At 68.1% G+C, this 26,706-nt stretch carries 23 protein-coding genes, 2 tRNA genes and 1 pseudogene; 9 read left to right on the forward strand and 17 right to left on the reverse strand.

Going from position 1 to position 26,706, the window contains the following annotated elements; all coding sequences use genetic code 11:
• Positions 1–137: 137 nt before the first annotated feature.
• The 3 genes from ACFWBB_RS02220 to ACFWBB_RS02230 all read right to left on the reverse strand — a co-directional run bounded on the left by ACFWBB_RS02220 (position 138) and on the right by ACFWBB_RS02230 (position 4,703).
• On the reverse strand, positions 138–617 hold the full coding sequence (locus ACFWBB_RS02220) for a single-stranded DNA-binding protein (RefSeq protein ID WP_385265744.1): 480 nt from the start codon (positions 615–617) through the stop codon (positions 138–140).
• A 291-nt stretch (positions 618–908) separates the two neighbouring features.
• On the reverse strand, positions 909–3,092 hold the full coding sequence (locus tag ACFWBB_RS02225) for a YfjP family GTPase (RefSeq protein ID WP_385265746.1): 2,184 nt from the start codon (positions 3,090–3,092) through the stop codon (positions 909–911).
• Between the two features lie 3 nt (positions 3,093–3,095).
• Entirely contained in the window at positions 3,096–4,703 is a 1,608-nt protein-coding gene (locus tag ACFWBB_RS02230; RefSeq protein WP_385265748.1) for a dynamin family protein, read from the reverse strand.
• Positions 4,704–5,024: 321 nt separating this feature from the next.
• Here ACFWBB_RS02230 and ACFWBB_RS02235 point away from each other — a divergent pair.
• Positions 5,025–5,097: transfer RNA gene (locus ACFWBB_RS02235), tRNA-Arg, on the forward strand.
• 180 nt (positions 5,098–5,277) lie between these two features.
• On the opposite strand, the gene ACFWBB_RS02240 is transcribed toward ACFWBB_RS02235, so the two are convergent.
• The 4 genes and pseudogenes from ACFWBB_RS02240 to ACFWBB_RS02255 all read right to left on the reverse strand — a co-directional run bounded on the left by ACFWBB_RS02240 (position 5,278) and on the right by ACFWBB_RS02255 (position 8,731).
• Positions 5,278–6,672 (reverse strand): tyrosine-type recombinase/integrase, encoded by a 1,395-nt coding sequence (locus ACFWBB_RS02240; RefSeq protein ID WP_385265751.1) that lies wholly within the window; start codon positions 6,670–6,672, stop codon positions 5,278–5,280.
• On the reverse strand, positions 6,672–6,869 hold the full coding sequence (locus ACFWBB_RS02245; RefSeq protein ID WP_257564444.1) for an AlpA family transcriptional regulator: 198 nt from the start codon (positions 6,867–6,869) through the stop codon (positions 6,672–6,674). Before ACFWBB_RS02245 ends, ACFWBB_RS02240 begins: the two co-directional genes overlap by 1 nt.
• Positions 6,866–7,585: pseudogene (gene repSA, locus ACFWBB_RS02250) on the reverse strand (replication initiator protein RepSA); the annotation flags it as partial. The gene ACFWBB_RS02245 and the pseudogene repSA, both read right to left, overlap by 4 nt.
• Before the next feature lie 816 nt (positions 7,586–8,401).
• Positions 8,402–8,731, reverse strand: a complete 330-nt coding sequence (locus ACFWBB_RS02255) for a hypothetical protein (protein ID WP_385265755.1) — start codon at positions 8,729–8,731, stop codon at positions 8,402–8,404.
• Between the two features lie 295 nt (positions 8,732–9,026).
• Between ACFWBB_RS02255 and ACFWBB_RS02260 the strand changes: the two genes are divergently transcribed.
• The 3 genes from ACFWBB_RS02260 to ACFWBB_RS02270 all read left to right on the forward strand — a co-directional run bounded on the left by ACFWBB_RS02260 (position 9,027) and on the right by ACFWBB_RS02270 (position 11,844).
• The gene (locus ACFWBB_RS02260) at positions 9,027–9,317 is read left to right on the forward strand and encodes a hypothetical protein (RefSeq protein WP_385265757.1); all 291 of its coding nucleotides are present in this window, start codon (positions 9,027–9,029) and stop codon (positions 9,315–9,317) included.
• A 1,503-nt stretch (positions 9,318–10,820) separates the two neighbouring features.
• On the forward strand, positions 10,821–11,309 hold the full coding sequence (locus ACFWBB_RS02265; RefSeq protein ID WP_385265760.1) for a hypothetical protein: 489 nt from the start codon (positions 10,821–10,823) through the stop codon (positions 11,307–11,309).
• 295 nt (positions 11,310–11,604) lie between these two features.
• Positions 11,605–11,844, forward strand: a complete 240-nt coding sequence (locus tag ACFWBB_RS02270; RefSeq protein ID WP_385265762.1) for a hypothetical protein — start codon at positions 11,605–11,607, stop codon at positions 11,842–11,844.
• A 115-nt stretch (positions 11,845–11,959) separates the two neighbouring features.
• Here the strand turns inward: ACFWBB_RS02270 and ACFWBB_RS02275 are convergent, their stop codons facing one another.
• Positions 11,960–12,259: a DUF6959 family protein gene (locus tag ACFWBB_RS02275; protein WP_385265764.1), complete on the reverse strand. Its 300-nt coding sequence runs from the start codon at positions 12,257–12,259 to the stop codon at positions 11,960–11,962.
• A 345-nt stretch (positions 12,260–12,604) separates the two neighbouring features.
• Here ACFWBB_RS02275 and ACFWBB_RS02280 point away from each other — a divergent pair, with 345 nt between their 5' ends.
• Positions 12,605–12,952, forward strand: a complete 348-nt coding sequence (locus tag ACFWBB_RS02280; protein WP_385265767.1) for a hypothetical protein — start codon at positions 12,605–12,607, stop codon at positions 12,950–12,952.
• On the forward strand, positions 12,949–14,103 hold the full coding sequence (locus ACFWBB_RS02285) for a caspase domain-containing protein (protein WP_385265770.1): 1,155 nt from the start codon (positions 12,949–12,951) through the stop codon (positions 14,101–14,103). The genes ACFWBB_RS02280 and ACFWBB_RS02285 overlap by 4 nt, the downstream gene beginning before the upstream one ends.
• Here ACFWBB_RS02285 and ACFWBB_RS02290 read toward each other — a convergent pair.
• From ACFWBB_RS02290 to ACFWBB_RS02325, 8 genes are all read right to left on the reverse strand, one after another.
• Positions 14,097–14,324 carry a hypothetical protein gene (locus tag ACFWBB_RS02290; RefSeq protein WP_385265772.1) on the reverse strand — a complete coding sequence of 76 codons (228 nt, stop codon included), beginning with the start codon at positions 14,322–14,324 and terminating at the stop codon, positions 14,097–14,099. The two genes, ACFWBB_RS02285 and ACFWBB_RS02290, sit on opposite strands and share 7 nt — an antisense overlap.
• A gap of 382 nt (positions 14,325–14,706) precedes the next feature.
• Entirely contained in the window at positions 14,707–15,249 is a 543-nt protein-coding gene (locus ACFWBB_RS02295) for a hypothetical protein (RefSeq protein WP_385265775.1), read from the reverse strand.
• Positions 15,250–15,655: 406 nt separating this feature from the next.
• A complete protein-coding gene (locus tag ACFWBB_RS02300) occupies positions 15,656–17,695 on the reverse strand; it encodes a TerD family protein (RefSeq protein WP_385266037.1) in 2,040 nt (679 codons plus the stop codon).
• 348 nt (positions 17,696–18,043) lie between these two features.
• Positions 18,044–18,346 (reverse strand): hypothetical protein, encoded by a 303-nt coding sequence (locus ACFWBB_RS02305; RefSeq protein ID WP_385265778.1) that lies wholly within the window; start codon positions 18,344–18,346, stop codon positions 18,044–18,046.
• An 8-nt stretch (positions 18,347–18,354) separates the two neighbouring features.
• Positions 18,355–19,086: a GntR family transcriptional regulator gene (locus ACFWBB_RS02310; RefSeq protein WP_385265780.1), complete on the reverse strand. Its 732-nt coding sequence runs from the start codon at positions 19,084–19,086 to the stop codon at positions 18,355–18,357.
• Entirely contained in the window at positions 19,083–19,307 is a 225-nt protein-coding gene (locus ACFWBB_RS02315; protein WP_094102928.1) for a hypothetical protein, read from the reverse strand. Before ACFWBB_RS02315 ends, ACFWBB_RS02310 begins: the two co-directional genes overlap by 4 nt.
• Before the next feature lie 199 nt (positions 19,308–19,506).
• Positions 19,507–19,818 (reverse strand): hypothetical protein, encoded by a 312-nt coding sequence (locus tag ACFWBB_RS02320; RefSeq protein ID WP_385265785.1) that lies wholly within the window; start codon positions 19,816–19,818, stop codon positions 19,507–19,509.
• A gap of 12 nt (positions 19,819–19,830) precedes the next feature.
• Positions 19,831–20,109: a hypothetical protein gene (locus ACFWBB_RS02325; protein WP_385265788.1), complete on the reverse strand. Its 279-nt coding sequence runs from the start codon at positions 20,107–20,109 to the stop codon at positions 19,831–19,833.
• Positions 20,110–20,187: 78 nt separating this feature from the next.
• Between ACFWBB_RS02325 and ACFWBB_RS02330 the strand changes: the two genes are divergently transcribed.
• Positions 20,188–20,940, forward strand: coding sequence for a GntR family transcriptional regulator (locus ACFWBB_RS02330; RefSeq protein ID WP_385265791.1), 753 nt, complete (start codon positions 20,188–20,190; stop codon positions 20,938–20,940).
• A 372-nt stretch (positions 20,941–21,312) separates the two neighbouring features.
• Positions 21,313–21,382 (forward strand) — tRNA-Arg (locus ACFWBB_RS02335).
• A gap of 409 nt (positions 21,383–21,791) precedes the next feature.
• Here the strand turns inward: ACFWBB_RS02335 and ACFWBB_RS02340 are convergent.
• Positions 21,792–24,053: a Dyp-type peroxidase gene (locus ACFWBB_RS02340; protein ID WP_385265795.1), complete on the reverse strand. Its 2,262-nt coding sequence runs from the start codon at positions 24,051–24,053 to the stop codon at positions 21,792–21,794.
• Positions 24,054–24,444: 391 nt separating this feature from the next.
• Between ACFWBB_RS02340 and ACFWBB_RS02345 the strand changes: the two genes are divergently transcribed.
• On the forward strand, positions 24,445–26,334 hold the full coding sequence (locus ACFWBB_RS02345) for a galactose oxidase-like domain-containing protein (RefSeq protein ID WP_385265797.1): 1,890 nt from the start codon (positions 24,445–24,447) through the stop codon (positions 26,332–26,334).
• Positions 26,335–26,706: the final 372 nt, after the last annotated feature.

Genomic DNA, 26,706 nt, shown 5'->3' on the forward strand with positions numbered 1-26,706 from the left:
CCCGGAGCGAGTGCTGACAGTCCGTCACCAGTTCGTCGCCCGACCTCGCATCGCGCCGTCGGCATCCCGCGCTCCGCACCGCGCGCTCCGCACCGCGTCGCCCACACCGGGCCGCACCACCCGTCCTGCCCCTCAGCTCATGTCACCGCCACCGGTTCGCGCCGCTGTGGGGTCTCGGGCTCCGGTTCGGCGGCATCCGCGGCCGGCGTCTCCCAGTTGGGCTCGGGCCGCGCCGGTGCGCCGGCGCCCGTCGGCTCGGGGCGGCCCGACCGCCGGAAGGCGGAGGTGCCCCGTGAGATGTCGTGGCCGATCGCCACGGCGTCGATGTCCGCCGACGTCCGGCTCTGCCCCTCGCGCTGATCCGTGCGCACCCGCAGCCTGCCCTGGACCATCACCGGATCCCCGACGTTCAGCGAGGCCATCGCGTTGGTGGCCAGTTGCCGGTTGGCCCACACCGTGAAGAAGTTGGTGTGCCCGTCGGTCCAGGTGCCCTTCTCGCGGTCCCAGTAGCGCGAGGTCACCGCCAGCCGGAACCTCGCCGACGCGCCCGCCGTCAGGTCCCGGTAGACCGGCTGCGTCGCCACGTTGCCGACCGCGCAGACCATCGTCTCGTTCATCGCGAACCCTCCTCGCCGGACGGTCGCGCCGCCCGGATACACGTACGGGCCCGTCCCGTACGGCTGCGTCCGCCGTGACGGCCGCGGCCCGTTCACCGCGTACCGTCACCGCCTTCGCTGCGACCACGTCCGTCGCGATCGCCGCGAAGCCAGACTGCCTCCGTCGGACCAGGCCCGCCGAGCGCTGTGGATCACCACCCATCTGTGGAAAACCCCACCACCCGGACGAGTGATCCACGGCCCCCAAGCCCGTGGATCACTCCCCGTGGATCACTCCCCGCGGATCACTGCTCACCTCGCGGCGGCCTCCACCCCCATGACCCGTCCGTACTGCTCACGGACCTCCCGGTACCGCAGCAGCTCCGCGGCGACGGGATCCAGCACACGGGCCCGGCCGCAGCCGGCCGCCGCCTCCCGCAGCCGGCGCTCCGCGTCCTGGCCGTATCGCCGGGCCGGTCCGCGTGCCGCCAGCCGGCAGCTCCACTCCACGAGCGGGCCGCCGATGATGCCCGTCACCATCAGCAGCACCGGAACCCCGATGTTCGGCGCCATGACGCCGACGATTTGTCCGACCAGCCACAGCCCCCCGACGACCTGGAGGAGCGTCATGCACGCCTGCGCCAGCACGGCCACCGGCCACCAGCCCGGCCGGGGCGGCCTCCCCGGCGGCAGCCCGGCCCGGGTCGCCAGGTCGTCCAGCGCCTCGGGCAGCCCCTGGGAACCGCGTACGGCCGCCTCCCGCACGGCCTGCGCCCACGGCGAGGGCAATCCCGCCGAGGCCCGCTCGGACACCGTGCGCACCGCCTGTTCGACGCGTTGCCGTGCCGTGGTCTCCTCGTCGGGCTGGGCCCGGACCGGCAGCCGGCCGGTGGGAGTGTCCGGGCGGTCCTGACTCCACCGCCACAACCGCAGCCATGGCGTCCCGCACGCCCTGCCCGCGTTGCGCAGCCAGGCCCGTTCGGCGGCCTCGCCCGCGGCGGTGGCACCCACGGCGTCCGCCAGGCAGTCGGCGAACTCGTCCCGTGCCTCCTCACTGAGCCCGGTGCGCCGCCCGGTGGCGTAGACGGGCCGCAGCCGCCACGCCGCCGCGTCCACATCGGCGGAGATCCGTCGTGCCGCGGCGCCGCGTTCCGCGACGAACTGGCCGAGCAACTCGCGCAGTTCGCCGATGCCGTCACCGGTGAGCGCGGACAGGGCGAGCACGGTCGCGCCCGGTTCGCCATACTCGCCGAGGGCGACGCCGTCCTCGTCGAGCAGGCGTCGCAGATCGTCGAGAACCAGCTCGGCTGCCTCGCCGGGCAGCCGGTCGACCTGGTTGAGGACGATGAACATGACCTCCGCGTGGCCCGCCATGGGTCGCAGATAGCGCTCATGGAGGACGGCATCGGCGTACTTCTCGGGGTCGACGACCCAGATGACGGCGTCGACGAGCGCCAGGACACGGTCGACCTGCTCGCGGTGCCGCACGGCCGCCGAATCATGGTCGGGCAGGTCGATCAGGACGAGCCCGCGCAACTGCGCCTCCGCGTCCTGACTCTGCACCGGTCGCCTGCGCAGCCGGCCCGGGATGCCGATCCGGTCGATGAGGGTCGCCGCGCCGTCGCTCCAGCTGCACGCGATGGGCGCCGAAGTGGTCGGGCGGCGCACGCCGGTCTCCGAGATGGCCACTCCCGCGAGGGCGTTGAACAGCTGCGACTTGCCACTCCCGGTGGCGCCCGCGATGGCGACAACCGTGTGCTGACCGGAGAGCCTGCGCCGGGCCGCCGCCTCGTCGAGCACCCGGCCGGCCTCGGCGAGCGTCCGGCTGTCGAGCCTGGTGCGGGAGAGCCCCACGAGTTCACGCAGCGCGTCGAGCCGGGACCGCAGGGGCGCGTCGTACGACAGCGGGGGCGAGGGCAGTGTGCAGCCCCCACCGCCTCCGCCTCCACCACCGCCTCCGCCTCCACCACCGCTTCCGCCACCGCCACCGCCACCGCCGCGGGTATCCATGACGGCGGCCTGCTCGGCGGCGGAGGCCTCGTTCACGCGGCGGGCGATGAGACCGTCGTCCCAGACCCCGACGGAGTCCGTACGGGAGGAGTCGGCCCCGTCGCCGTCGGGTACGCGCGCGTGGAAGGCAGCCTCTTGTGCCTCGGGTTCCCGCGCGGGCTCCGTCGCCGCACCGCCGTCATTCGCGTGCGCACGGTTCTGCGTCCACTTCCCGACTTCCGGGATCTCCGCCCTTCCCTGGCTGCCGCTGTCCGCCTGCTCCGTGTCCCTGGTGCCGTACTGATCGCTGCCCGCGTGGCCGTTGTCCACGCGAGCGTCACCCGTGTGGCCGTCGCCCGCGTGGTCCCTGTCCGCGTGGTCCCTGTCCGCGTAGTCCTGGCCCCTGCGGCCGTTGTCGGACTCGTCCTTGTCGATGTGGTCGTTGTCCGTGTAGTCGTTGTCCGTGTAGTCGTTGTCCGTGTGGTCCTGGTCAGTGACGGCGGTCACCGGTCACCTCTCCTTCTGAAGTACGGACAGCGCGGCGATGAGTTCGGCCTGGGGTTCGGGGTGGACTTCGAGTGCGTCGAGGGGGGCGAGGCGGCGCTCGCGTTCGGCCTGCATCACGCGGTCGAGGTACTCGGTGAGCAGCCGTCCGGCACGGTCGCGCAGTCGCAGCGCCCCGTGCGCACCGATCCGTTCGGCGAGCCCCTCGCCGGCCGAACGCGCCCTGCGGCCGCCCAGCAGGGCGGTGGCGACGAGGGCGGCGACCGACTCCGGATCGGGCGCGACACCGCGTTCGAGGCCGCGCACCTCGTCCTCGGCGTACTCCTCGACCTCGCGCCGCCACCGTCGTACGGCCAGGCCGATCCGGTGCTCGGCGCTGTCCGGCGACGCGTCCTGGCCCGTCAGCTCGGGTGCGTCCGCCGCCGGTTCACGCCGCCAGGCCTCGTCGACGCGCTCGTCGGCGGCGGTGACGGCGCACAGCAGGAGCGCGCCGAGGCTCTCCATCAGGGCGTCGAGGAGTTCACCGGCGGTGCAGTCCAGCGGGAAGGCCCGCCAGCGCTTGAGCGCGTCCCCGGCGAGCACGGCCCCGCTCTGCAAACGGCCCCGCACGCGCGTGTACTCGGTGTCGTACGCCCCGTCGACGGCCGAGGTGAGGCGCAGCGCCGCCGCGTACTGCGAGGCTGCGGCACCTGCCAGTTCGGGCATCCGGGCCTTGAGAGAGGCCAGAACGCCCTGGGCCGTGCGGGCCAGCGCGTGACGGCGAAAATGGGCATCCTGGACATGGTGGACGAGCCAGGACCGCAGCGGCGCCACGGCGGTCGCCGGAAGGAGCCCGCCGCCCCAGGCGGACTCGGGCAGTTCGGGCACCGTGAAGCGCGGTACGTCGCCCAGCCCGGCCTTGGTGAGCAGCGCGCCGTACTGCCGGGACACCTCGCCGACGACCTGGTGGGGCACGCGGTCGAGGACGGTCACGAGCATGGCGTCGTACTCCTTGGCGGTGCGGAGCAGGTGCCAGGGCACGGCGTCGGCGTAACGGGCGGCGGTCGTGACCATCACCCAGATGTCGGCGGCGCAGATCAGTTCGGCGGCGAGCACGCGGTTCTCGGCCACCAGGGAGTCGATGTCGGGCGCGTCGAGCAGGGCGAGGCCCGGCGGGAGGGTATCGGCGGTCTCGATCCGCAGCACGTTTCCGCCGTCCTCCCCGGGCAGCAACAGGTCGTCCGCGGACTCCTGGCGGGGCGCCCACACGCGCGTGAGGCGCGGCAGCACCCGCATGCCGCTGAACCAGTGATGGTCCTCCGGATGGCATACGAGCACCGGGGTCCGTGTAGTCGGCCGCAACACGCCCGCCTCGCTGACGCGCTGGCCCACCAGCGAGTTGACGAGGGTCGACTTGCCCGCGCCGGTGGACCCGCCCACGACGACCAGCAGCGGCGCTTCGGGCTGCCTGAGCCGGGGCACCAAGTAGTCGTCTAGCTGGGCGAGCAGTTCGTCGCGATTGGCACGCGCGCGTGGGGCCCCCGCCAGGGGAAGCGGGAAGCGTGCAGCGGCGACACGGTCGCGCAGGGCGGAAAGTGCGTCGAGCAGCTGAGGCCGTACGTCCAAGGTCACCACATGCGAAGAATGCCCAATTTTAGGGGATTTATGAAGCATATAGGCATGTCTGCGCGCCGATAGGACACAAGGGACGGAAGGTGCGACTGGGACAGAGGCACAGCGCAGGCATAACGAGTGCACAACACCCGTAGCCTCGGACGCCAAAAGCGATGCACGATTCGCACCTGCCTGCGATTATCAGGACCGCTTCACTGAACCTCCACATTGAGCCACGGAGGTGAAGCAACCGGGACAAGGAACCGGGAGCCCTATCCTTGTCCCCGGCAGCGTGACGGATCCGCCCACACCAGGGCAGCACGTACGAGGCCACCACACCCGGCCCCCGTAGCTCAGTGGATAGAGCAGGCGCCTTCTAAGCGCTTGGCCGCAGGTTCGAGTCCTGCCGGGGGCGCAAGTCTCCGCCCTCCCTCCGGGAGGGCATTTTTGCTGCTCAGAGCACGTTTCACGCGACACGCCGAAGCCCCGGACACTCCCCCGACGATCATGGGGAGGCTCCGGGGCTGTCCGGCTGTCACCGGGTTTTCGCGGGTGGCCCTGTCGAATACGTGTCGAAATTCTCGGCGAGAGACCTTCAGTCTCCGTCGGTCGACTCGGGAAGATCCCCGGCGGCCTCCAGGCGCTTTTTCAAGTCAGGCAGCTGCCCTTCGACACACCGCGCGTAGGTGGCCAGCAGCACCGGCACGCTGTTCCCGGCCCACTCGGCCACCTGGGCGGGTGGAATTCCATCGTTGAGCCACTTCGTGAGGCGCGTGTGCCGGTTGTCGTACACCCGCTTCCCTGTGGGCGACTCGAAGACGTGCGGGGGCAGGACGGCTTCACGCGCGCTGCGCCACGCCCGGCGGATGACCGAACCCGCGAGAATGCCGCCCGTCTCCCCCTGGAACAGCAGATCCCCCGGCTTGAGCTGTTCGTCCTCGATGTGCTGCCGCAGGATGCGCGTCAGGGCGGGATGCCCCGGCACGGTGCGCGTCTCGCCCTCGGCACGGCCCTTCAGATCGCGCTCCTCGTGGATCTGCCCGGTGTCGGTCCACTGCTTGCCGACCTCCGGCGTCGCCGTGTGGATCAACAGCTCACACCACTGATCCCGGGTGTCGGGGCCGGGAAGCGTCACGTCCTGCACTCGCATGGCTACGGCTTCCTCGGGTCGCAGAGCGCAGTAGTACAGCGTGGCGAAGAACGCGTGCAGCCGGGTTCCCCCGCGTGGCCGGCGCCGGATCCAGCCGAGGAGCGCCGCCGCCTGGTCCGCGTTCATCAAGGAGCGCTTGTCCACGGCGTTGCTGGTCTTGGTGACAGCCGTCGTCTCCTTCCCCTTGGGGAGTGGATTGGTCCGCAGGACGCGCCGCCGGATCGCGTGCTTCATGACGACGTTGAGGATCCGGCGGTGGCGCTTCCGGGACCAGGCCGCCGCCTGCTTGCCGTCGAGGCGCGTGTCGACCGCTCGGAGGACCGCGTCAACCCTCTCAGCCTCCTCCCAGGCCGAGACCGGCAGAGAGTGGCGCTCCACCCACCTGAGGATGGTCACCACGTCTCGCGGGGCCTCAGCACGGCGGGTGGCGTTGAACGCCCATTCCCGCAGCGCGGTCCGCACGTCCACTGGGGCGAACTGGGTCGGTTGGGCACGCAGCAGCGCGATGGTGACCGCCGTCAACGTCTTCGCGGTGTTCTTACGGCTGTTGCCGCCAAGTTCCCCCCAGCGTGCGTCCACGTATCCGACGGCGAACGCGTACCAGGTCATCGATGCCGACTTCGAGCGGTGCGACACCGGCAGCCCGGTCGCGATGACGAAAGCCTCACCCTTCCCCATGGCCCGGATCAGTTCGGAGCGGAAACCCTCAGCGAGTGCGACGGTGCCGAAGGGTTCACGCCAGCGCTTGCCCGCGACCGCCCAGCGCACGGCGTATGTGGTCTTCCGAGCACCGTTGTAAGTGAGGATCTTGTAGACCTTCACGTCGTACGTGGTCTCCATCAGGCGGCGTCCTCACGGTCGTCGAGCCAGTGGTCGAGATCGCTCCGCCGGATCCGGAGGTCGCCGTTCGGGAGCTTGATGCAACGCGGCGCACGTCGTTTCGCCCGCCAGTCGTAGAAGGTCGAGCGCGAGACGCCCAGTTCCTCGCAGACCTCCGCGAGGGTCAGCATGGTGCGGGATCGGACGGCCGTGGTCATTCCGTGTCCCCTTCGCTCCGGAGGGCCTCGCGGGCTGTCTCGCGGTTGGTGTGCAGGTCGCGCGCGATGGTCGCGGCGAGGACGGCTTCACCCGGGGTGTGGCCGTGGCCGGCGTACTGCCAGTCGGTCAGGACGAGGACGGTGTCCGGTTCGCGGTCGTCGAGGCCGAAGGCGGACGCCTCTTGAGCGGCGCGGAAGTCGGCGCGTTCCTGACGGAGGGCGCCGAGGGTGGTGGAGTAGGTGCGCGACTTGGACGAGAAGTGCCCGCGGAAGCCGAGCATGTGCGCCCAGGCCCAGAGGCGTCGGTCCGGGTACAGGGCGTCGAGGTCGCGGCACGCGGTGATGAGCCGCCGGGTGTGGTCAGGGACGCCGTGGCGGTCGAGTTCGGAGAGTTCGCCGATGCGGCGGTCCAGGGTGCCGGTGTTCTCGGCGGCTTTGGTGGCGTATTTGGCGACGTAGGAGGCGACAGCCTGTTCGGTGATGTCGGAGCCGTCCCCGAAGGCCTTGACCGGGCGGACGTCGAGCTGTCGGCCCCATCGGAACGTCCGGGCCGGCTGATCGTCGGCGGCCGGAACCGAGACGGACGTGTACGAGTGCGCGGCGGCGGCCCGGAGCGCGTCGGTGAGCACGTCGACCGTGGCCCAGGCGGGCGGCGGTGTGCCGGGTCCTTCGGGGCCGTCGAGGCGTACGACGGCGTGGAAGTGCAGAGCCCCGCACTCCTTCATCGAGGCGGCTCGCTCCGCTCCCCGCGCGCGGCCCGGCCCCCGGCCGGGCCTGCGCTCCTGTCTCCGCCCCGCTCCAGCCCGGCCGGCGCCCGTACCGCGCTCACAGCAGCCAGCCGCCTAACGGCCAACGAAGCGACTGAGCTTAAGGTGCACGATCAACACCCACCTGCTTACATGGAAATGTCCGCTGATATGCCGCGACTGTTCCGGCAGACAGCGTGAACCTTCACCAGCGGGGGCCAAAAGACGCCCGCCGCTTCTGCGGAGTCCTCCGCCCAAAACCCCACTCCGAGGTGAAAAAGATGCGTGGATCAAGAAAAATCCGCACCTACAGCGCGGCGGCAGCAGTCGGAGTGCTATGCGCCTGCATGCTCCCAACGGGGATCGCCAGCGCCAGGAGCACCCCAACCGCTCCGTCTGGTCTGCGAGTTGCAGCCACGGCTAACAACACATTCCTTCTAACGTGGCGAGACAACTCAAGCAATGAAACCGGGTTCGAGATCACCGACGGCATTTCGTATCGCCGGACGAGCGCGAATGACACCGCCGACAATTGGCACGTTACACCCGGCACTTACAAGTGCTTCCGAGTCCGCGCCGTAAACGGTGATGGTGCCTCAGCTTGGTATCCAGGCGGCACATACGTCTGTGGTACAACACCGCGCTGAAAGAGCAAAGTAGCGTTGCTAGCCGGTGGGGGTGCATCGAGGCACACGCGCGCCTGGTCGGTCGGCGCACCCGCCATCGTGGCTGACTGTCGTCGGCCGAGGCACAGGCAAACCCCAGCCGTGTTCTCCCTTGGTCCGTTCATGGTGAGGGCGTGAAGCCAGCGGACTGGTCGAGGTGGAATGCGGAACCCGGAGCTGTCGGAGTCCAACCCTGATGCAGGGCAAGCCGAACAGCCGCGGCAACACCGGACGGCAGTACGGGCTCAGCCTCGCGGCCGATCCAGTTGCTCGGATGCGGCTCGTTGGTGGCGACAACGAGCGTCGTGCCTGGGGTGTCCGCACGCTCGACCGCGAACGTGCACGGCGACCAGACCAGCCCCTGGAAGTACGTCGGCCTGCCCCGCAACCGCCAGCGGTAGACCGTGCCGTCGACAACGATCCGACGTGCTCCCTTGCGGACCAGTGCCATGGCTCCCCCTTCGACAGCGACGATGCTAGCGAGCCCGGCCCATCCGTCTCAGTTTCCGTCTCATTCAGCGCCGTTCACGGCCGTTCAGGCCGGACCAGCGGCGGTAGCCGCCCAGACGATCAGCCACCCATGAACGCAGGTGAACGGCCCCGTCCGAGGCTCCCGGGCCCACCGCCACAGTTGGAAAGCGTGCGGAGGGCGACGTACCAGCGCCCCAACCCGCTTGACATGGTTGAACCGTCATGAGGTGATCCACCCACTGTGAGCCTCTGGGGGGAGAAGTCTTGTGTTGTACATGGCCGTGACGCTTGCTGGCGCCGATTCACCGAGTGAGCACCTCCAGCTGGCCACCTTCACGGCGATGGCAGCAGTCGTCTTCATATGGCTGGGGCGGAGGCAACGCCGCACCGGGCGCAGCCTGGTCGCTCCGAACGAGACGATGAGAGCAGGCGATCGGCTGATCCAACCGCCGCCGCCAAGCCGCGGCCACCGAACCGCCGGGTGCGTGTGGATCGGCGTGGGGGGCATCTTCGTCCTGCCGGCGGTGTTCAACGCCGTGGCGGCGATCCGCCAGCTCATCGGCTAAGCGTCCGGGCAGCCCCTGGTCCATTGCGCTGGGATACCAGCCACCACAACCGCATCAGTTCGGGCAAGTTCGGGCGGGGAACAGCGGGGAATCACGGTGAATGCAGACCAGCCCTAGCAAGTTGCAATCCGGCCGTTCACCCAGGTCAGCCTGCGAACCAGCCGGAAATTATCTCAGCTTCCCAAGCTGAGGGCTCAGGCATCGTTGTTACGGGAGTGCCGTCGCGGCTTGCTCTGGTCGACGGCAGCGGCAGCGTGGCGGAGGCCGGTGAGGGTGCAGCGAGGCACACGCGCGCCTGGTCGGCCAGCGTACTGGCCGTCGTGGCTGACTTTCGTCGGCTGAGTTTCGTGCCACTGCCGTGCCAGATGCAGAGGTCAGCCACGGTCACTGAGGGTGCCTTACGGTCCAATTGCAGGGTGCCGCATGGGTGCCGCACCAGGTATCCAAGACTCAGGTCAGCCGCCCCGCACCTCAGCCGCTCTCCTAAAGCGGGGCTTTAACAGGGGCGAGCTCGGAAAGCAGTATCTGCCCGTCCTCACGGGGACTCAACGGTGGGGGGACGAGAGGAAAGCCCTGCCGTATTGCGCTGATACCCTTGACCAGCTATGCCGAGATCGCGGCGAATGGCGGAATGGAATCCGTCACGCGATATCCGGTATCTCTTATATGCCTTTTCCCACTCCGCTGCGTCCACCTCAATCAATCCGCGTGCGCAGTCGCTCAATTGCCACAAGGACGAGCGAAACGCATGTGCAGCCCTACCGACTTGCTCATCCCCGATCATTTGTACCGTTTCGTATGCTAGTGCCAGGCGCCTATCAGATTCGGCGATCTCTTTCATCCCGTCTTCCGCGGAAACGGGAGGGGGCCCTTCAAGGAGATTCCTCGTGGTAGCAAGCGAGCGCGCAGCACCAACCTGAACATGTGCTACATGGATTAGCTCTCGGTACGCCTCGAATCGGCGCTGGCTCCACTCGCGTCGTACATCCCGCTTCCATCGGAATCGCTCAGATAGCGCACTACCGGCGAAGGAGACAACCCCGCCGATCACGACGCCTATCAGAGCTGGGAGTTGAACAGCCAAGCTCACATGTCCCCCAAATAGACCGGTGGCTCCAGATCAAACTACGCAATCGCTCCCTTCCGTGTGCCGCCAAGTAGTCTGCCCCGCAGCGTGCTTGCCCAGCCCTCCCCTGCGATTCAGGGCGCTACGGCACTCGCCAGGCCGGATGAAGAGGGGCAGCGAGCTCGCAGGACAGCACTCAAAGGACTCTCACCGGTGGTTCCTCTGCACGAGCACCGCACCGGGTGAGTGTCTAACCGCGTGACAACGCCGACGAACAGCAGCGGACAATCACGGGCGTCTGCGGACCATCAGCGCAGGTGGGAGCCGCCCCAGCCCAAGGCAGCACCCCCGCCCAAGTTGCTTCGGGACGAAGAGGTCATTGCCCCACGACAACAATCGGTTGGCCAGGACGTCTCGCCGCCCTCCACGATGGACGCATGGACCGTTTGCAGCACAGCGCTTGGCAGTACGTGGCGGAGACACTCCCTCCCGAGGAGCTCCCGATGCTCGCTGCGCATGCGCTTGCCGACGGACTTGATTCCCCAGCCCTACGCGAGCTGGCCGGACTCCCGCGCCGCAGCGACCCGGTTGAGATCCGCGAACTGTATGTGCTGGCCCTGGGCGAACTCGGCATACCTCTTCCCGACGAGGAGACGGCCGGCCGATGTCTACTGGTGAGCCTCGCGTTCGGCCTCGCGAAAGGCGAGCTGAGCCCCAAGGACGTAGCCGATCGGCTGTCGATGACAGTCGCGGCCCGAACCCGGGAGGAGACACGGTTCCTCTCCGCCGCAGCGGACTACAGCGAATGGATCGGACCCGACGAGCTCCTCGGATGGGAGAACGACCTCACAACCGCAGCCCACGCGTTGGCCGCCGCCACTGACCTCGGCCCCGATGTCGACGAGCCGGGTGCGCTGCCCGACTGACCAATCAGTGGCGAGCCAAGTCGCCGACGCAGCTGGCCACGCAGGCAGGGGCCCGTCTCAGTTTCCGTCTCATTCAGCGGCGCTCACGGCCGTTCAGACGAGACCGAGTGCGGTCGCCGCTCCCACTGCCAACCGCCCATGAACGCAGGTGAACGCCCCTGCACCCAACCCAAAACCCGACCACCACAGTTGGAAAGACTGCGCCCTCGGCGCCTGATGGTCCCCGAGTACGCGATGCTTGGGTATGGCCCCTGAACCCAGCGCTGCGCCGTCGATGACCACTCACGTAAGTGCGGTGACCGACGGAACCACCAGAGTCTTCACGTGGGAGGAAGGCGCACGCATCGAGGTCCGCAACCTGGGCGGAGAGATCGTTAACGCGGCCAACGCTGCCGGGCTGAAGACCCTGGCCAGCCACCTCCTCACACTGGCCCAGGACGGCACACCTGATGGCGCTCATCTCCACCTGGAGGAAAACAATGGACTCGAAGAAGGTTCCATAGGCCTGGTCTTGGAGAGGTGCGACGACGAATGACTCGTGCCAGACACGTGCCAGATCGTGCGGGGAACCACGGGGAACCAGTCGACCGTCCACCAGGCGTCTGCGCCCCTCCACCGCAGGTCAGGCCCAGAGCAAACCCTAGATGCCCTTACCTTCCCGAGCTGATGGCCTGCCAGCTCAGTACGGCCGCGGAATCTAGTGCTCGCCCAACGCACGCAGCCTCGTACCGCATCAACAGAGCATCCAGGTCCGCCAGAAGAAGGCCGGCGGAGTCCCGAGCTTCCTCCAGGTCGCCTCGCTCGCACGCCTCCACCACCTCGGCCACGGCGCTGCGGAGGATGTTAAGGGAGTCGCCCTGCACCAGGACTCCGGGGAACTGTCTGCCGGGCATGCGAACCACGGCGTCGTTGCCGCCATCTGTGAACAGCTCGGCCTCAATGCGCTTCATCGGACCCTACAACCTGACATCACCGGCTGACATTAACGACCGTGTATGCAGGCGGCCTTGAGCGATCACACACGCTATGCCGGTAGGACTGCGAGGGCCCCAGGAGAGCCGCTCGATCGAACTCCTAAAGCGGATATGCAAGATCGAATCCTGTCGGGAGCACAGCAAGATGCGCCAGCGCCTCCTGGGGCTGGAGTGATCAGGGATCTTGTGTTGGTGGTTGATCGGCCTGTTGCTGGGGGTCGGCTGGGATGGTTTGGATTTTTCAGTGTCTGCGGGGGATAGGTCTGCATCGTCGTCGCGTTGGGCGGCGCGGATGTAGGGAGGACGAAGGTGCGGTTAGAGGTGCGGGTCGAGTCGGCTGGGATGGAACTGCGTTCGCTGCAGGGCTGGTTGCGTGCGGATCCTGTGGTGCGTCGGTCGGCCGTGATGGAGGTGGGGGGCAGTGTGCCAGGGCCTGGGGAGATGGGCACGGGGCTTGATGTGCTGGGGCTGGTGACGGGGAACGGGTGGAGTGCGGCATCGTTCGTGCTGGCGGTGGCGGCGTGGCGGCAGAGCCGACCGCAGCGACCGCGGGTGGAGATCCGCCGAGGGGACACGGTCATCGTCCTCACGGACTGCTCGCAGGAGGAGATAGAGCGGGCGACGCGGGCGCTTGCCGCCGTCGGCGGCGATGAGGGCGGCAACAGGTGAGCGTGCTGCCCGACCCGGGGGCGACACGGGCGGTGCTCGTGGGCACGAGCCGTTACCAGCATCTTGAGCAGCTGCCTGCGGTCTCGAACAATCTGCAGGCCCTCGCCAGCCTCTTGTGCGGCCCGCTGTCGTTGCAGCTGCCGGAGCGGCATGTGAGCGTCGTGGAGAATCCGGATGCCGCGCACACCGTGGTGGGCGCGGTGAGGCAGGCGGCCGCCGAGGCCACCGACACCCTGATCGTCTACTTCGCCGGGCACGGTCTTGTCGACGCGCAGGATGAGCTCAGTCTGGCCCTACCACACACCGAGTTCGGCCGCGTCGAGACCGGCCTGCCCTATGACTGGCTGCGCCAGGTCCTTCTGCTGGACTCCCGGGCCGAGCGTCATGTCGTGATTCTGGACTGCTGCTACAGCGGCCGGGCCCTGGGGAGGATGAGCGCCGAGCCCGCCCTCGCCGACCAGGCGGCCGTGGAGGGCAGCTTTCTCCTGGCGGCCGCCGCCGAGACCCGCACCGCTCTGGCGCCGGTGGGAGAGACCTACACAGCCTTCACCGGCGCACTGCTCGACACGCTGCGCCGTGGCATACCCGGCGCTCCCGCACTGCTCGATCTGGGGGTTCTCTATCGGCACCTGCGTCTGAGGCTGGAAGCGAGGGGGCATCCCGTTCCGCAGGCCCGGGACCGCAACAGTGGTGCCGAGGTGGCACTCGGACGCAATCACACGGATCTCCCCACCACGTCCGCCCCTGCTAGGCCCGGCGTGGACGCCGGTGAGCGTGCGTGGCCGGATCCGCATACGGTCCGCACCGTCACGGGGTTCTTCACCGCCCTCGCGGACGTACGCGTGATCAGCGGTCTGACCCACCAGGCAGTCAGCCAGCGTTCGGCCGGACGCATATCGGCAGGCACCGTCAGCCGTCTACTCAACCGCGGCGCTCTTCCTACCACCTGGGGCACAGCGGCCGCCTACCTCTCGGCCTGTGGTGTCTCCGACGATCAGGTCACGCAGTGGCAGGCCGTCTGGCAGGAGCTGCGCGCGCAGGAGGCGTCAGCAGACGCGACGACCCCGGAAGTTCCCCGCAGGGCCGGCACTGAGAAGGGACAGACTTGGCAGCGGCCCTTCTCGGTCTTCCGCCGGGAGCGGGATCACTGACCAGGTACGGCAGAAGCCGAGGCGCTGGAGGTCTGGGGGTGGGGCGGCTTGTCGGAGTCGTCGGCCCCGTCTGTGAACAGGGTGTTCCATCCGGCGATGGCCAGAAGCGCGCCCGCCAGGACGAGACCCGTGGACGGCTTCTTCCACCGGCTGGTTGCCGACGACGGCTTCACATGATGTCCTGCCCGGTAGTACCCCTTGCGGCTCTTCGCTTTTGCCACAGCTACACGTCCCCGTTCAGTGCGACTGCATTGTCGGGCAGAGTCTCGCAGCGATCGGGTCGTGCCGGTTCCTGAACGGCTAAGCACGGCTGATTCTGCACTGCTGGAGGAGTGATCTGCTGGCGACGCCTCAAGAAGGCACGCTCATGATCGTGTTACGAGCTCCAATGAAGGTTTAGAAGCCCCGGATACAGACCTCGTCATCCGCTGATCGGGCTCGGATCCACCCTTAAAGCGGTACTCGGCCAGCCGTGGCCTATCTGTGGACTCGTCTCGTCAGATCTGGCACGCGCAGGGCCGTGACCTGCCACGTTGCCCAGGACCCAAGCGGCCTCCGGAGCCGTGTGCGAGACGGTGGTCGTTCCGTGGGCAAGCGGTGCGCTTACTCGAAGGGTGGAGCAGCTGCCACCAGCATGCCGCTGATCGAGCCCGTATCGACGGCAGCTTTGGTGGGGTCGACGCTGTTTTCCTCTGCGACCGTCGTAGCCCAGCAATCTCCCCAGGTCGCCGCCCAGTCGCCGGCCAGATCGCTGTCAGGAGCGAGATCCTCGGGCTTGCCCGTGATGCCGTACGCGTCGAGGAGCCGTCGCTCGACTCCGAACGGCTCGCCCAGGGCGAGCTCCGGGTACTCACTGACCCAACGTCTGAGGATCCGTCCCCGTTCGGCGATCAGCCACGCCTCCCCGTCGTTCTGCTCACTGTGGAAAAAGAGTTGGGCTCTGCCGAACTGTGCGCTCAACTCTCGACACAGGTCAGTGACGTGCACTGTCTGCTGCGGATAGGGAAGGCCGAAGTACGGTCCGACGACCAGGGTCCACCCCTGCATGGGCGGGGTAAGGACCACTGTGGAGGACGGCTCCTCCTCATGTGCCACCTCGTCGATGAGTTCCACGCCATCGGCCCAGGTGGTCTCCCGTGCATCCACCAAGCCAAGGGTCCTCACCAACTCCGCTTGATCGACGGTCGCGACCGCGAGCCATGAGAGCCAACAGGCGCGTATGAGTGGTGTGCAATCAGACGTCCCCATGACCCGCATCGTAGGGGCGTACGAGTGGGACTCGCGCAGTAGGCCAGTTGGCGAGGCACCGGCCGGACTTGCCAGATGCGTGCCCGATCTCGCGGAGAACCGCGGGGAACAGCGGGGAACAAGTCTGGAACCGCTCGGACGCGGTTCAAGTTCCGTCGCAGGTCAGAACAGTCACCGCTTGCAGAACACCTGAACTTCCCAGGTTCAGGGCGCTCGTCCCCTTACGGCTACCCGGCCTCGTGGCGCCCGGCCGTGGACAGTTGCACGTGAACCGCGGCCACGTGCAACTGTCCACGGCCGGACGTCACCCCGTTCCGGCGCGTTCCTTCGCTCTTGCTTGCCGGGGCGTCGGGTGGTCCAGGCGGACTACGACGGTGGTGTAGAAGCGGTGAACGGCGTCGTCGACGCTGCGGATGAAGCCGGATTCGGCGTTCCCTCGACTGCTTCCCATGCTTTTGAACAGGGACAGGCGGAAGCCAGTGATGTGGGTGTCGTTGTTCTTCGGGAGCATGTCCGCCGGCTCCGGGCGGAGCCGCTCCAGCGTGCCCCGTGGCCCACCGGTCTCTCCTTCGACCAGGGTTTCGATGTGGAGGTCTGCTGGGGCCTCGGCCAGGTGGCGAATGAGGCGTTTGGCCCAGGTCAACGGGTAGCCCTGCTCCGGTGCGGGGATCTCGATGGAGGTGCGAAGCTTGCCGGTACGCAGGTCGGCGCTGATCGCAAGAACTCCGGGTGCGCCCTCGATCCGGAGCTCTGCCTGAAGTCTGCCGTCGAGGCAGAGCTGATCGGCCAGGCGACTGCGGCGCGCTTTCGGATCGGCTCCGCGCTTGGCGCGCTGGACGGGCAGTACCTTCTGTCCGAGTTCGCCACCGAGGCTGAGGCAGATCTGACGGACGAGCCGTTCCCAGCTCTCGACCACGTCCAGGGCGCGCGGGTCGCCCTGGCACAGGGTTTCGTTGTCGATTCCATTGCGTACGGGGACCCATGCCGCCCCCATGTTCTGGAAGCCGTGGCAGCCGGAGTTCTCATGTCGCAGGTAGTACAGCAGTTCCTGAAGCAGCCAGGCATGCGCCTTGTCTCCGACGCCCTCGTGCCGGATCAGCATCTGCGCCTGGTGGGTGACTTCGGCCCAGGACAGGTGCCAGAGAGCCACCTTGTGCTTGCGCCGTCCGTCGATCTTGACGTCGACGAGCGGGCTGCCTTCCAGCGCGACGTCGTTCGACAGTGTGACCACGGCTTCGTATCCACGGCGGGCGGCGATGTCCACGTATGCCTGCACCTGCTCGGGCTTGAGGTCGTTGCCGTTGGTCTTGGTCTCCATCAGCGCGGTCCACAGTTTGCCGGCCCGCTCGACACGGATCACGCCGTCGGGGCGTCGCGGTGTATCGCCGTGCGGCAGGGAGACCTCGGTGAACGTCTCCATACGGCCCGACGGAGCTCCGAACGCCGCCGTGAGTCTCCGGCCGAACTCCGGCACTTGCGCCATCACCGACAGCAGTACCGACGTAGCGCGCATTTCCCGGTCCCGGTCGCTCTTGAGTACCGAGACCGGAAAGAGCCTGGCCTGCTTCCAGGACTCATTGTCCGCAAGAGACTTCCTGGCCACCCTGGGCACAGTGACCTTCTTTTTCGCGGTACGAGGCCGTACCGCCTTCTTCGGCCCCGCCTCATCGCTGGGCGGACGGGGAGCCGGAACCAAGCCAGGCGTAACTTGCGGTCCCTGCTCAACGGCCGGAGCCGGAACAGCCGTATCAGCCTGCTCGCTGCTCTCTGTACCGTTTAGCGCTTCCTCTGCGTCCGCGTCGTCATCGATGTCGACACCGAAGTCCATCGCCAGACCGGCCAGACCTGTGTCGTAGCCCTGTCCGACAGCACGAAACTTCCACTCGTCCCCACGCCGGTACAACTCGCCGAAGATGATCGCGCCCACCGTGCCGGCGTCATCGATGGCGAACTTGAGGAAGCTCTCGCCGCCCCCGTCAGCCAACGTCACCTTCAGATCTTCCAGTTCCCCGAAGCCGGCTCCCTCGTAGCGGCTCGCCGCTACGACGATCCGGTCAACCCCGGACGGGACCGCAGTCAAGTCGAAGCTGATCCGGTCCTCGTCGCCGCTCTCCGTCGGGGTCTTCCCCAGCAGTTGCACACTCCCGTCAGCGGCAACCGGGTTGTTGTAGAAGTAAAAGTCACTGTCACTGCGCACCTTGCCGTTCGCGTCCAGCAGCAGGACGGACACGTCAGCATCGCCTTCACCGGTCGGGCTGACCCAGCTCAAACTCACGATCACCGAACCGGCGTTCTCACTCAGCGCCGTCAGCGCTACGTTCGAGCCCTTGGCCATCTCATGCATGTAGCCCCCCAGATCTCGCAACTCGGGCACTTGGCTGCCCCACCCAGGCCACCCACCCCGCGCCGACGTCATGTGATGTACAGCACAACGAAAGACTGTAGTGCCCCGATGACGAGACCGTGAGAGCGTCCGGAAACAAACAGCGGCGAGAACCAAGGATCAACAGAGCAGCTCCACAAGCCCGTCAGCCCGGACCGAGGGAGCACACCCCGAGCCGAGCGTGCCTTTCCGTCAGGCTTAACCGAAGTGACGCAAGAGGGAGAGGAACCCGGATTCTTGTCCAAGTCCCTCTCCCAGCACGGGTTGAACGAGAGGCTGCCCCGGTACCCGCCTTGCCGACCGTTCTTCTCAGATGCGGTGAGGTTCGCTCACCGCCAAGAGGTGACCGCGGCTGGTGGCTACGCGGAGCACGTCTCGCAGGGCTCCGGTCAGTTCCTTCGCCAGGAGTTGCAAGTCCTCCGGATCCGCCGGCTCGTCGCCGAGGGTTTCCGCGGCCTGCTTCAGCAGTTCGGCCGCCGTGTCGAGTTGCTCCGCTTCGATGTTGTCCGCCAGGCGGGACATGTAGCCGCTCTTGTCACCCGTGCTCAGGTAGCAGGGCTTGCCCTCCGGGCCCGACCACGGGAGCAGGCGTAGTTCGTTCCGTGCTGTCATCCTGGCGTCTACCTCTCGTCGGGCGTGTGGTGGGTGGTGAAGACTGCGTCGGCTCGATCCCCTGGGAAGACCAGAAGGGCCGCCTCGACCACTCGGCCGGTGGGGTCGGTCGCGACGCGCGTGATCGCCAGAACTGGCGTGACGGAGTTGGTTCGCAGGGTCGATGACTCGTCCGGCGTCGGCGGGCGGGCGCATACCGTTTCCCGGACTGCAGCCGGCGGAGGGCCGAGTACGCCGAATCTCTTGGCTGCCTCCAGGCACGGGGATGCGTCGTCGAGCACTCCGGCCGGCGCCAGGTCGCGCGGGATGTAGATACGGGCCAGTCCGTGCGGTGACTCCCCCTCGTGGCTGACGCAGAAGAACTCCGCGAGTGGACTGCCCGTCGGCACCCTCAGCAGGGTCGTCAGGTGTCCGTCAGCCTGAACCGTGGCAGTGCGAACCGTGACGCGTAGGGCCGCTTCAGCGGCGGTCCACGGGTCCAGCGTCCCCCAGCCGCCGACGTACATGATCCGGCGGAGAGGGCGGCGGACGAAGTTGCCCTTGCCGTGGATCTTCTCGACGAGGCCTTCGCCCTGGAGCACCGAGAGAGCACTCCGCAGCGTCGCTGTGCTGACCTTGTACTGACCCGCCAAGCCGGTTTCGGACGGGAGTCGTTCGCCGGGCTTGAGGTGGCCGGTCGTGATCTGGTGCCGGAGATCGTCGGAGATGTGGTGGTGGCGAGGAGGCACGGACCGGGTCACCGTCGCCTCATCATCCGCACCGCAACGAGCCGGGTTCGCGTGTGTATGGTCAGCAACTCGCCCGAGTCGAAAAGGATTTGCTTCGCGCCCTGGGAGAGCTGGAAGAGATCCTGTACCCGGCAGGCCCGGCCTCCGAGTTGAATGATGTCGCCGCGCTGCACGGTGGCCGCAGTCACTTCGACGTTGGACGCCAGCGTGCCGCCGGGTGCCCACTCCCTCACCGCTGCACCTCCGAAGGCGTCGTCTGGCCGGACATTGAATGGCACGGGCAGTCGCACGCCTCATAGATCACCGGGAGGTCGATCGGCGCCGAGGCCGGGGAGGACTCTGCGCAGGCGGGGTGGGTGCCGATCCGGCATGCGGTGGATCGGTAGGGGACGGCCGAGGCGTCCGTGACGCGGGGCTGTCGACGGGGGCGCATCAGTGGACCCCCACCAGGGCCGACCACGCGTCGGCCGGCAGATAGGGAGCGACGACCACTTCGCGCGTTCTCACGCGCTTCTCCCAGGCGAGCACGTACGGACGGACGAGTGCGATGTCCTCACCCCTGAGCGTTTGCCGGTGGTCCACGTCGTCGGAGGCGCGCCAGCGGGCGGCCGTCGTCCTGTTCGAAGGCAAGGAGGCGACGGGAGACGCCGACGGCCGGGAGGTCGTTAAGGGGCGACGGTGCCTGCCCCTGGGGAAGTGCCGCTCTCTGGTGAGCGAGACGGCACGGCGGATACGGTTGAGCACGCTGATCAGCTCCTATCGCTGATGGCTCGGTCCCCCGACATCGCCCGTCGCGGGGACCGCTTTACGTACGACCGCCCAGAGGGTGCGGCCGTTCATGTTGGTGGCCAGGAGCCCGAATCGATCGGCCTCCGCCACCACGTTCAGGACCTCCCGCCATGACTCGGCGGAGAGCGCTTCCGGCACCTCCGCTTCCACCGACGTGTGCCGGGGGTGTTCCTCCACTCGTGTGAGCAGCCCGAGGGCGGACAGCCGGGCGACGAGGGCCGCCGCGCTAACTCCCGAAGCGGGCACAGGGCAGCCTCCGTCACCAGCGATCACTTTGAGTAAAGCTAGTTAACTAAATTAGAGCTAGTGGACTAGATTTTCCATATGTCTGAGCAGCCGCCCTATCTCCGCATCGCCGACGAACTCCGGCGGCGGATCGCGGAGCACGTGTGGGAGCCGGGAGACCGCCTGCCCTCCCGTGCCCAGATCGGCGAAGAGTGCGGTGTGGGCGAGAACGTGGTCCGCCGGGCTCAGGAGTTGCTGATCTCCCAGGGCGTGCTGGAGGGCCGCGCCGGTTCCGGCACGTACGTCGCCGAGCCGCGGCAACGGGTGCGGGTGGTGCGTTCCTCTGCGCGCGAGCCCAACGGGTCGCCCTTCCGTGCGGACATGAAGGCCGTCGGCAGGCAAGGGGACTGGGAGAGCCGGACCGACGCCAAGGTGCCGGCGCCGACGGAGATCGCGGCACGGCTGGGCATCGCCGAGGGCGAGCTGTGCGTCCGCACGACGTACGAGTTCCTGGCGGACGGCAGGCCCGTGCAGCTGTCGACGAGTTGGGAGCCGTACGACCTCACGGCCGGCACTCTCGTCGTCCTCCCCGAGGGAGGGCCACACGCCGGGGCGGGCGTCGTGAACCGCATGGCCGCGATCGGCATCACCGTCAGCCACGCCGTGGAGCAACCGGAACCGCGGCAGGCGACCGCCGAGGAGGCGTCACTCCTGGGCATCCAGAAATCCGCGCTCGTCACGCACATCCGCCGGACGTACTACAGCGACCAGGGGCGGCCCGTGGAGACGGCGGACATCGTGGTGCCTGCCGCCCACTGCGAGATCGTCTACGAGATCCCGATCAATCGGTGACGGTCCTGCGCCGTTGCGGTCCCAGTGACTATCCATCGCACCTCCGCCCCTCCTTGACTCCGACAGGATTTCCCGCACGAGAGTCGGTGTCAGTGCCCAAGTGGACGCATTTGCGCGTTCGGTCTCACTAACGGCATGAGCACCAGCGTGGTCCATGACAGCCCGAGAGTCAGTACCAACCGTGGTACTGACAACTAGCCTCACAACTGCCACGGTGCCCGCTGCAGAGAGGGAAGTCAGCCTCTTATACGCGGCATTCTTTGATCTTGAGGCCCCGATCCGGCGTCTCTCTGGGGTTTGACCGCCACCTGTCGAATGTGTGTCGAAGGCAGCGCGACCAGGAGCGTGAAGGAGGATTGAGCGCAGGTCAGAGCCAGGTCAGCACCAATAGGACCAGCGCCTTCTAAGCGCTTGGCCGCAGGTTCGAGTCCTGCCGGGGGCGCCCATATCCTCTCCCCTGCGGTAACTCGTGAGGGGTTCTTCGACGTCCGGACGCACATCGCCGCGAGAGCAAGCGCCTCGACTGTCCACGATTGTGGATACCGCCCCCGGCATAGGAGATTTCGGTTCGAGCTGACGAATACCTGGCGACCGCTCTTCGTCCAGCACCTGGGCGGCCGCGCGTGGGTCCATGAGGTCGGACCCACGCTTGTTCGGCCGGGAGCAGGTCCCCCTCGGGTAGCCGCCAGCGGTGCTCACGTGAGGCGTTGGCTCCCGCCGTCACGATCATGCGGGCCCTCGTCATGCGTAGGTCTCGGCTTCGAATCCCGAAGGCGGCTCCACTGAATCCCTGCTCAGGCACTGTCTGAGCTGGGTCTTCTTGTTCAGTGGGTGCGACGGCGGGGCGTGCCTCAGGCGGTCAGCATGGTGATCGGGCGGTCCTCGACCGCGACCTGGTCGTTGTGCCCGCGGCCGTCTGCGATGGAGATGATCCGGTATTTCTGCTGGTGGAACACCCAGAACAGGCTCAGCCCATTGATGCGGTGCATGTCCGGCACGGCGAGGAACTCGTCCACGCGGGAGATGCCGGCCAGTGACTGCCACAGGCTGAGCGAACGGTCGCCGCGTTCGATGACGTCGTCGTGTGCGGAGCCGTCGGCGATCGAGATCAGCCGGTAGACCTGCTGCCCCAGGGAGGAGTGGAAGAGCCAGTAGTGGCTCTTCCCATTCTGGCGCTGCATGTCGGGCACCGGCAGGAAGGCGTCCACCTGCGCGATTCCGTTGAACGAGGCCCAGGCCGAGATCGGCCGGTCGGGCCGGTCGACGGCGGCTGCCGCCTCGGGGGCGAGCCCGCACTCCGCTCCGTCCGCGACCGAAATCAGCCGGTAGACCTGGCGGCCTTCCACGGTGTGGAACAGCCAGTACCGGCTCCGGCCGTTGACGCGCTGCTCGTCCGGCACCGGCAGGATCGCGTCCACCTTCGACACGCCGTCGTAGCACGGCCAGGTGGACAGGGGCCGATCGGGGCGCTCGACGACGTCCTTGTGCTCGTCGCCGTCGGCGATGGAGATGGTGCGGCAGAGCGGTCCGTCGCCGCCGGTCCCGTAGGCCCAGTACCAGCTCCTGCCTTGGTCCCGTTGGCGATCGGGGATGGGCAGGAAGGCGTCGGTCGGCCGGACCGTGTCGGGAAGCTTGTCGGTGAGGCGGCCGTCACCCAGCAGCCTCAGTGTGGTGAGGGAGGGGACGAAGGCGTAGACCGAGCCCTCGGTGGTGACGAACTGATGGAAGCTCAGCTCGGTCGTCGCGTCGGGGCTCTCGAAGGCGACCTTGCCCGTGGGGCCGACCATCGGGTCGGGGCCGGGACTCGCAGGGCGGTTCGGCGGGAAGTCGACGTTGTCGATCCACATCTTCTGGATGAACTCGAACTGCTCGACGAGGTCGGACTGGTAACAAACGAAGAGCAGTCCGCGCGGGTGGTCGGGGCCGCCGGGGCCGTCCGAGGCCGGGTCGAAGGGCGCGCCGTAGGGGGCGCCGCGGCGGATGATCCGGCGTCGGTCCATGACCGGGTTCTCGGGGAACGGGTCCGTGCCGGGCTTCTCCTGCAGGCCGTCCCGGGGGTTGGTCTTGCGCAGGTGGGAGAAGAGCGGGGTGGTGAACCCCTCCGGGTCGTTGCGGTAGCCGAAGTCGTTGTCCTGGCTCGCGAGGGCGTTGTCCGGCATGTCGGCGTGCGGGCACTTGGCGACGGGCGTGCCCGAGCGCCAGCGGCCGACCAGGCGGGCGGCCAGCCATTCGGTGGTCGCCTCGTCCGGCACCACTTTGGCCTTCCTCAGGACCTTCAGTTGCGCGGTGACCTGGGCCCACCAGCCCGGGACGTCCTGACCGAGCCGGCGCACCACCTGGAAGCTGCCGTTGTTGGCCCACTCGGGCATCTCGTCGTACGGAATCCCGCCGACCCGGTCGTGCCCGATGACGAACTCGCCGGGCGGGATCACCCGGGTGCCCGGGTGATCCTTGACGTACTCCGGCCGCTTCGGGTCGGTCTCGTCGAAGCCCATGATTCCCGGCTCGCTGACCCCGTCCTTGAAGCCGAAGTGTTCCTTTCCGCGGCGGGTACCCGGCAGCGTGGCGCCGTTCTGCTGGAAGACGATCACGATCTTGGCCTGCGCGGCTGCCTCGCGCTGGGCGGTCAACGCGTCCTGGAGCCCCTCGGCGGTGTCGGAGGCGACGGTGATCACGGCGTGCACGGTCTGGCCCTTACCGTCCCCGAACAGCCAGTTCTCGGGTGAGCTGTCGCCGGTGTCGCCCAGTGAGCGCTTGTGGGACCCCTCCTTGAACGCCTCCAGAGTGCCGCCCTTCGGTACCGAGGGCAGTGGGTCCTTACCGCCGTTGAGGACCTTCAGGCCCTCGTAGGTGAAACTGACGTTCGTCCAGGTGGCCTTCAACGTCTGCGGGTCGTCGCCACCGGTGGCCTGTCTGGCCTTGCGGAACGCCGCGTTGAAGGTGGCCACCTGTCTGGTGGTGGAGATCTGGGAGGCGAGCCGCTTCACCCAGGTGCGTGCCCGCGCGGGGTCCTCGAACTTGAGGAAGAGCAGCGTCATGCGGTCCTTCTTGAAGCCCGCGATCACATCACCCTGAATGTCGTCGCTCTGGCGCAGTTTGAGGTCTTCCACCATGGTTTCTCCTTGACGTTCGCATATGCCACCGAATCATCATAGTAATCATGAAACTACGCTACGTGATCAACGTGGGAGTGGGGGCATCTCCGGGTCGGTCGCGTCGCGATCCTGCGCCGTAGCGCAGAACCCCTGTCCCGCAAGGGTTCTGACCCGGTTGGCCGTCGAGAGGTCACCCGCCTGCCCGGCATCGCGCGACAGTGGCCGCCCGACAGGCGAACACTTTGAGTAGTCGTGCGCCTGCGTCGTGCGCCTGTGCCGTGCGCCTACGTCATGTGCTCTCGTCATGTGCTCGCCATCGGGCCGGTGACACGGCGCGGCCTGACCGGTGACACGGCGCGGCCGCGACACCACCGCTGCGCGCCCTGCCCGCTCTCTCGCAAGGAGTCCCATGTCCCCCAGGAACCTGCCCGGACCGTCGTCCAGACGGATGCTGTACGCGGCGATCTCCGCGTGTGCCGTCTCCGCGCTGACACTCACCATGCTGTCGTCCGGCCTGGCCGCCGCCCACGGGCACGGCGGTGACGCCCCCTCGGCCGACCGGGCGCAGGCAGACCCGGACGAGGCGACGGTCATCGGCAAGGAGCACGCCGAGGAACACGCCATGACCAGGAGGGCCGTCAAGGCCGTCGGCGAGTACCCGCAGTCCACCCGCACCGAGCGGCTCAAGGCACTTGCGGCCTCCCAGGCCAAGGTCAACGCGGACTTCGACGCGCTGGACGCCGGTAGGTTCCGGGAGTACTTCCAGTCCCCGGACTTCGCCGCGCACATCGCCATGCTGCCCACCGGCAAGGTGCTGCTGTTCTCCTTCGAGCGCATCGAGAGCAACCCCCAGAAGGAGCCGGCTCCGACCGACACCATCGGCAAGGAGAACGCGGGCCGCGCGTACCTGTGGGATCCGGCCAAGGGCACCGGCCCGGGCTCGTTCACCAAGGTCACGCCGCCCGTGATCAACATGCCGGACGGGCTCAACCAACCCCGCCCCGCGCCGTTCTTCTGTGCCGGCCACTCCTTCCTGCCCAACGGGATGCTCGGTGTCTTCGGCGGCAACCTCGGCGGCAACGGCGGTACCGGCGCGAAGCTCTCCCTCGTCTTCGACCCGTGGGAGGAGAAGTGGTACCAGAACCAGGACATGGCGGTCGGCCGGTGGTACCCATCGGTGGTGACCGGCGCGGACGGGCGGCAGCTGATCATGTCCGGCCAGTCGGAGCTCGGCTGGGGCACCCCCACCTCGATCGTCGAGCGCTTCCCCGCCCTGAACAAGCCCGTGCCCACGGCCAAGACGGACAAGCCGGAGGGCTGGGCGGTGGAACGGTTCAAGGCCGACGCCCCGTTCAAGCGGGACTACCCGCACCTCTTCTCGCTGCGGGACGGCAAGATCTACGGCCTGGGCCGGAACCCCGAGCAGCAGTGGAAGTTCGACCCCGCCGCCGAGACCCGGACGGACCTGGCACCCCGACCGGACAACATGCCGCGCAACTATGGTTCGGCCGTGCCGCTCCCGGCCGGCTTCAAGGGCCCGGACTCGGTGCTGGTACTCGGCGGAGACCGGGACGACCCGAACACGTATCAGCTGGTCGGCGGCCAGTGGAGCAAGGAGAAGGCGAGAGCCTTCGGCCGCACCCAGGACGACACCCTGCTCATGCCGGACGCGACCCTGATGACCGTCAACGGCGCCTTCGACATCCGTGACTACGGCAACGGCCCGTACAACCCCAACGCGGACCTGAAGTACCGCCAGATCGAACTGCGTGACGAGAACGGCAACTGGAGGCTCGGCCCGGCCCAGCGGCTGCCGCGCGGCTACCACTCCAACGCCGTGGTGCTCCCGGACGGCCGGGTGATGGTCACAGGTGACGAGCTCCAGCAGCTCGCCAACGACCCCGACATCACCGACGGCATGAACGGCAGCATCGAGATCTACGAGCCGGCCTACCTCCAGCAGGGCAGCCGCCCCCACCTCGGCACCGTGTTCAACCCGTCCGTCGGGTACAACGACAAGATCACGGTGAGCAGCAACACCGCCTCCGACGTCACCCGTGCCGTCCTGCTGGCGCCGACCACCGCGACCCACTCGGTCAACACCAGCCAGCGCCACCTCGACCTGCGGATCAAGAGCCGCAGCGGCAACTTCCTCGAACTCCAGGCACCGCCGTCGGCCAATGCCGCCCCTCCCGGCTACTACATGCTCTTCCTTCTGAACGAGGAGGGCGTGCCCAGCACCGCCGGCTGGGTCCAGGTCAAACCGGCCTCGGGCGGCCAGACCCTGGGGGCGAGGTAGTGCCCACCTGACTCTGACGGGCCTGCCGCGAGTCCCGCGGACGGCTCCGCTGAAGCCCACCTCAGACGCCTTCTGAGCTGGGCTTCTTCCGTTCGGGGGGGGGGAGGTCGTGGGGGCGGTGGCGGGGTGACGGCCGGGGGCGGAACGATCTGCGTGACGACGGACGCCGTGGCCGCGGTGGAGGCGGTGGCCACGGTGGAGGCGGTGGAAGCTGCTGTGCGGGCCACCAGGACGGCGGGCTCGGGTGTGGGCCCGCAGGCGTGGCCCCGTAGGCGTGGCCCGAGGGGGGCGGCCCGAGGGGGGCGGCCCGAGGGGGGCGGCCCGAGGGGGGCGGCCCGAGGGGGGCGGCCCGAGGGGGGCGGCCCGAGGGGT

The organism is Streptomyces sp. NPDC060000, from assembly GCF_042737375.1.
Lineage (GTDB): Bacteria > Actinomycetota > Actinomycetes > Streptomycetales > Streptomycetaceae > Streptomyces.